The 4,545-nt window shown below is 42.0% G+C and carries 5 protein-coding genes and 1 pseudogene; 4 read left to right on the top strand and 2 right to left on the bottom strand.

Going from position 1 to position 4,545, the window contains the following annotated elements; all coding sequences use genetic code 11:
* From CU053_RS04915 to CU053_RS04930, 4 genes are all read left to right on the top strand, one after another.
* Nucleotides 1-384, top strand: a 384-nt coding sequence (locus tag CU053_RS04915; RefSeq protein ID WP_233263340.1) for a hypothetical protein, incomplete at its 5' end; no start/stop codon positions are given.
* Nucleotides 365-868, top strand: coding sequence for a hypothetical protein (locus CU053_RS04920; RefSeq protein ID WP_100551083.1), 504 nt, complete (start codon nt 365-367; stop codon nt 866-868). The genes CU053_RS04915 and CU053_RS04920, both read left to right, overlap by 20 nt.
* Complete coding sequence (locus tag CU053_RS04925) at nt 868-1,398, top strand: hypothetical protein (protein WP_100551084.1); 531 nt, start codon at nt 868-870, stop codon at nt 1,396-1,398. Before CU053_RS04920 ends, CU053_RS04925 begins: the two co-directional genes overlap by 1 nt.
* A gap of 32 nt (nt 1,399-1,430) precedes the next feature.
* Nucleotides 1,431-2,093, top strand: coding sequence for a phage baseplate assembly protein V (locus CU053_RS04930; protein ID WP_158107013.1), 663 nt, complete (start codon nt 1,431-1,433; stop codon nt 2,091-2,093).
* Nucleotides 2,094-2,475: 382 nt separating this feature from the next.
* Here CU053_RS04930 and ltrA read toward each other — a convergent pair whose 3' ends face one another.
* Both ltrA and CU053_RS06665 read right to left on the bottom strand, forming a co-directional pair.
* Entirely contained in the window at nt 2,476-3,735 is a 1,260-nt protein-coding gene (gene ltrA, locus CU053_RS04935; protein WP_199244216.1) for a group II intron reverse transcriptase/maturase, read from the bottom strand.
* A gap of 510 nt (nt 3,736-4,245) precedes the next feature.
* Nucleotides 4,246-4,464 (bottom strand): annotated as a pseudogene (locus tag CU053_RS06665) (transposase); the annotation flags it as partial.
* Between the last annotated feature and the right edge of the window lie 81 nt (nt 4,465-4,545).

Raw genomic sequence — 4,545 nt, forward strand, 5'->3', positions numbered from 1 at the left:
GCACGTCGCTTGCTGATCAACAGCGCAAGGCTACCCGGGTCTACTCGCCCTCGCGTTCCGCTATCCATGGCTCGCAGCGACAGCTTTGATTGTCTGTTTAATGACTTTGGTGAGTCTGCACGCATTGAGCGCACAGGGGACGAGTTAATTATTAAGCATGAACTGATAGAGAGTCTGCATGATTTAAGCCTGGCTAAATATAAAAACTGTTCAGGTGTCGCGTGGCTTAAATTTATGGATAAAAACAAAATTGAGCACCACGACACCATCACTTTACTGAACAGTGCACAAAGCTATCGTGTTGAGCATAAGCTGTTAGAAGGTGGCGGACTGATCAAACTGATTTTAAGTGATGCGGTGACTAATGAGTATATCGATTTCTAAGGCAGAAGCATTTGCTATAGCTGATGCCATTGGCGGTATTAAAGCCACAGAAAAAGAGCTAGGTAATGCTTATCATCAATCGATTGGGCGTGCGGTTAATTATGCCAATAAGCGCGTAACGCGTGAAATAGCCAGCCGTTTAGATATTCCGTTAAAACTATTAAGAAAGCGGTTGTTTGTTTTTAAACAGGATAGCCATAAAGGTTCATATAAGATATGGGCAGGTTTAAATGACTTACCCTTAGATGGATTAGGCAGACCAAAACAAGTGGGTATTGATGTGCTTGTTAAAGGAATAACCGCAGGCAATGCCTACATAACCAAAGCTGGACGTGTACGCTTACGCGGCACTGCTGAGCTTGCCGTGCTGGTGATTGATGAGCAAGCGGAAGATTTGCTGCAGAAGTTACTGCCCTACTATTTTTATGATTACTTTGAGAAAGAATTCACCCAGTTGGTTAAATTTAAGTTTGGTGGAACTTAATGACGGACAAATTACAAAACACGCGCGCGCTGAGCGAGCATATATTAAGCGCATTACAAGCGCGTGAACCACGTATTAACTGGCAGCTATATCCTGATGTGCAAACATTGAGGGGCACTAAATTGCCGCTGGCGCATTTAGAGCTACAAAGCTTTGATTTAGCGCCGAAGATCACCACGGATATAAACACGGTTGAATGCACCTTTGCATTGCGCTTGCTGTTTAACGATACGCCCTTGGGGCAGATGAATATTCGTGACGCTGCCCTTGCAATCAGTACGTTTATTGATGGCAATTATTTTAAAAGCGAGCAATTAGAGGCGGCGCAAGTCATTGCCAACCAACAGGACTTTTTTGCGCCTGAAATAGACGGATATATCAGTTGGGAAATTCTGTTTTTAATCCGTTTTTACTATGGTGATTCGGTGTATGAAGAGAATGGTGTTTCACCAGAGGTTGAGATTGATGTAAACAACAATATTGTTTTTAATTCAGCACCAGAAAAACCAAGTACAACAATCCCGAGGTGAGATAAAAGTTATTAACTCAGTTGATGAAAACAATGAATGATGCTACACAATACCTTGTTGATATGCAACGACGCCTAAATAACCTGATTCGCGTGGGGGTCGTGGTTGAAACAAACGAGACACGTTTAAAAGTAAAGCTCGGTGATAACGTTAGCGGATGGCTGCCGTGGTTGACACAAAGAACGGGCGATTGCGTTACTTGGTGGAAACCATCCGTTGGTGAGCAAGTGCTCGTTTTAAGTCCGTCCGGTGAGTTAAATAATGGCATTGTGTTACCTGCGATTTACACTAAAAATCAACCCACACTAAACCAAAATGAGCACACAACGATTTATAAAGATGGTACCAGTGTCAGTTATGACTACGAACAGAAGAAACTGTCAATAAACTGTGTTGGAGAAGTGGAAGTTATTGCCGCTAAAACGCTTAAAATTGGGTTTGGTGGTGATATTGATATCAAAACATCAACACAAGTCAAAATTGATGCGCCTAAGACAATTTGCACAGGCAATATGTTAGTACAAGGTGGTTTAACGTATATGCAAGGGATGACGGGCTACAACCAAGGTGGTAGAACAACGGCAACCATCCAGGGCAGAATTAATGTAACGGACGATGTAACTACTGGAGGCATATCGCTTAAAGGGCATACGCACACAGGTGATAGTGGCGGCAGCACGTCAGCGCCAAAATAACGGGGTTGTCCTGGGTTGTTCTGATTTAAAAACAACCTGAAAACAAGCTTTTTGAACTCTGGTCTGTTTGCTGTTGTGTGCTTTCTTATGCGATTAAATTTTAAATGGTTTTACAAATCTCCAGTGTCAATGTGAATATTGATTTTGATTGATGTTTACTCTTAATTGCTCAGATTCAACGGGGTTGTCGAGAATCCTCAGGCAACCGAAGAACCTGTTTAATTGAATGATCATTCGACTAAAAAAGCTCAGGCTTTTTGCCCTTGCCATCATCCTCCGTTTTACGAAACGGCAGGGTAAAAGAGAAGGTCGAGTAAGCCAGAGGAACTTCCCCTCTAGCTTCTCACGGAACCGTACGTGACAGTCTCCTGTCATACGGCTCTTATTGTACAACCTTATGCTGGCTCAGTTGCCAATGTGTATAAAGATTGGGCTGCCTCGCTCTTACTCCTGCTAACCACTCTCTTGCCTTAGTTTTACTCGTTTTGAGCTTTTTAAATTTCCTTTTCGCCCATCTCACTAAAGCATAATCCAGTTGATTAGCTATTTTATACGTTGAGGATTTTTGATACTTTCCATAGTAATTTATCCATCCTCTCGTTCTAGGATTGATAAGTTCAGCAATACTTTCCAGAGATTGATTTGACCAAAGCTGCATTTTCCAACCTTTTATCTGATCACTGATTTTCCCTTGAGCTTTCTTGCTCATTGCTGGATTAAAACCAACAAAGAAATTCCCTCTCTTTGCTTTGACCAATCGAGGTCGAAAGGTATATCCCAGAAAATCAAACTGCTGATTCACATAACTTCCGCTACGTTTACCATCTTTGCAGTATACAACCTTTGATTTTTCAGGATGCAGTTTTAGCTTACATTCTTCTAGTCTGACTTCAAGCGCCTTTTTGAGCTGCTCAGCTTCTGATTGGAATCTACAATGGTAGATGGCATCATCTGCATACCGCTCAAATGTGACCATTGGAAAGTTCTTTTTCACCCATCTGTCTAAAGCATAATGAAGAAATAGATTGGCAAGGATTGGACTAATCACACCACCTTGCGGTGTTCCTGATAAGTTCTGTACACATTTACCATCAATCTCAACTGGCGCTTTAAGCCAACGTTGTATATAGAGAATAATCCACTTGCACTTGATATGCTTGCATACTGCTTTCATTAGCAAATCATGATCAATGTTGTCGAAAAATCCTTGGATGTCTATATCAACAACCCAATCATATTGCCAACATCGTTGCCTTGCTATTCCAACCGCATCAAGCGCTGATTTCCCAGGTCTATAACCGTAAGAGTCATTATCAAAGTGAACCTCTAACTCAGGTTCGATCATGATTTTAACAACCATCTGAGCTATCCTRTCTGATACAGTAGGAATTCCTAGCGGTCTGGTTTTACCATCCCCCTTCGGAATTTCTACCCGTTTAACCGCAGGTGGAAAGTAGCTTCCAGAAGACATTCTATTCCATATTTTGAATAAATTGCCCGATAGATTTCTATCAAACTCACTCAGAGATTGATCATCCACTCCTGCTGCGCCCTTGTTTGCTTTGACTCTTTTATACGCTTCCCAAACAGTRTGCTTRGGAATRTCAAAAGGTTTTGTTGATGTCAAATTYATTCCTCCCATGTTATGGTTGACTCATTTTCACAACGGTACAATGTAACCCCTTCGCTCCATTCCCATTACAGGAATTTCAACACTACTACGAGTTACTCCGCCCCTGTGCTCTGCTTTGGTACTTTCATCTTTATGGGGCTACCACTTTAGATTTTTCCCTTGTCATCAGAACGACAGGTTCCCAAGTTCCTGCTAAAAGCCTAAGATAAGCTCATGCCACCTCAATACCGGATGCCGTCTAGTCAGTAAATAGCCACCTTCTAGACTTATCCCAGCGTGCCCCTAACCCACTGGTTTTGACATCATGAAAATTTGCTAACGACACGTCATCAGTGGTTCACTTTCGTTCATCTTCTTATCTCATACCTGACATATATCTATGCCTTTTCCTCAACGCTCACTACCATAACTCTTTATTACAGCAGCTTGAGGTGGTTTGAAGCCCGTAGCTATATACCGATTTCGGGAGACCTACTCCCATCTTTTAACAAGCATGGTGTTTACACACCTTCTTGGCACACTAGGAGTCTGCAAATTAATGCCTGTCTCCAGCCTGAAATCTTGTTGATAATCCTGACCAATCAATCCTTTATCAGCAAGTAATAATCCTTCAATGCCTGGCACAACTTCATAGAGCGATTCCCTTTCGTCAATATGTGCAGGTGTCAGCGTAATCCCTGTAATAATACCTTCTGAGCTGACACATAGATTACCCTTAAAGCCATAATATGTTTCCTCTTAGGGTGCCTCGGGCCTCATGATAGATTTTGTATATCCATACACAAAATCGAATCGGCTATCCTCGGCGGTATAAATTTT

This window comes from Caedibacter taeniospiralis (assembly GCF_002803295.2).
In the GTDB taxonomy this organism is placed as follows: Bacteria; Pseudomonadota; Gammaproteobacteria; order Francisellales; family Francisellaceae; genus Caedibacter; species Caedibacter taeniospiralis.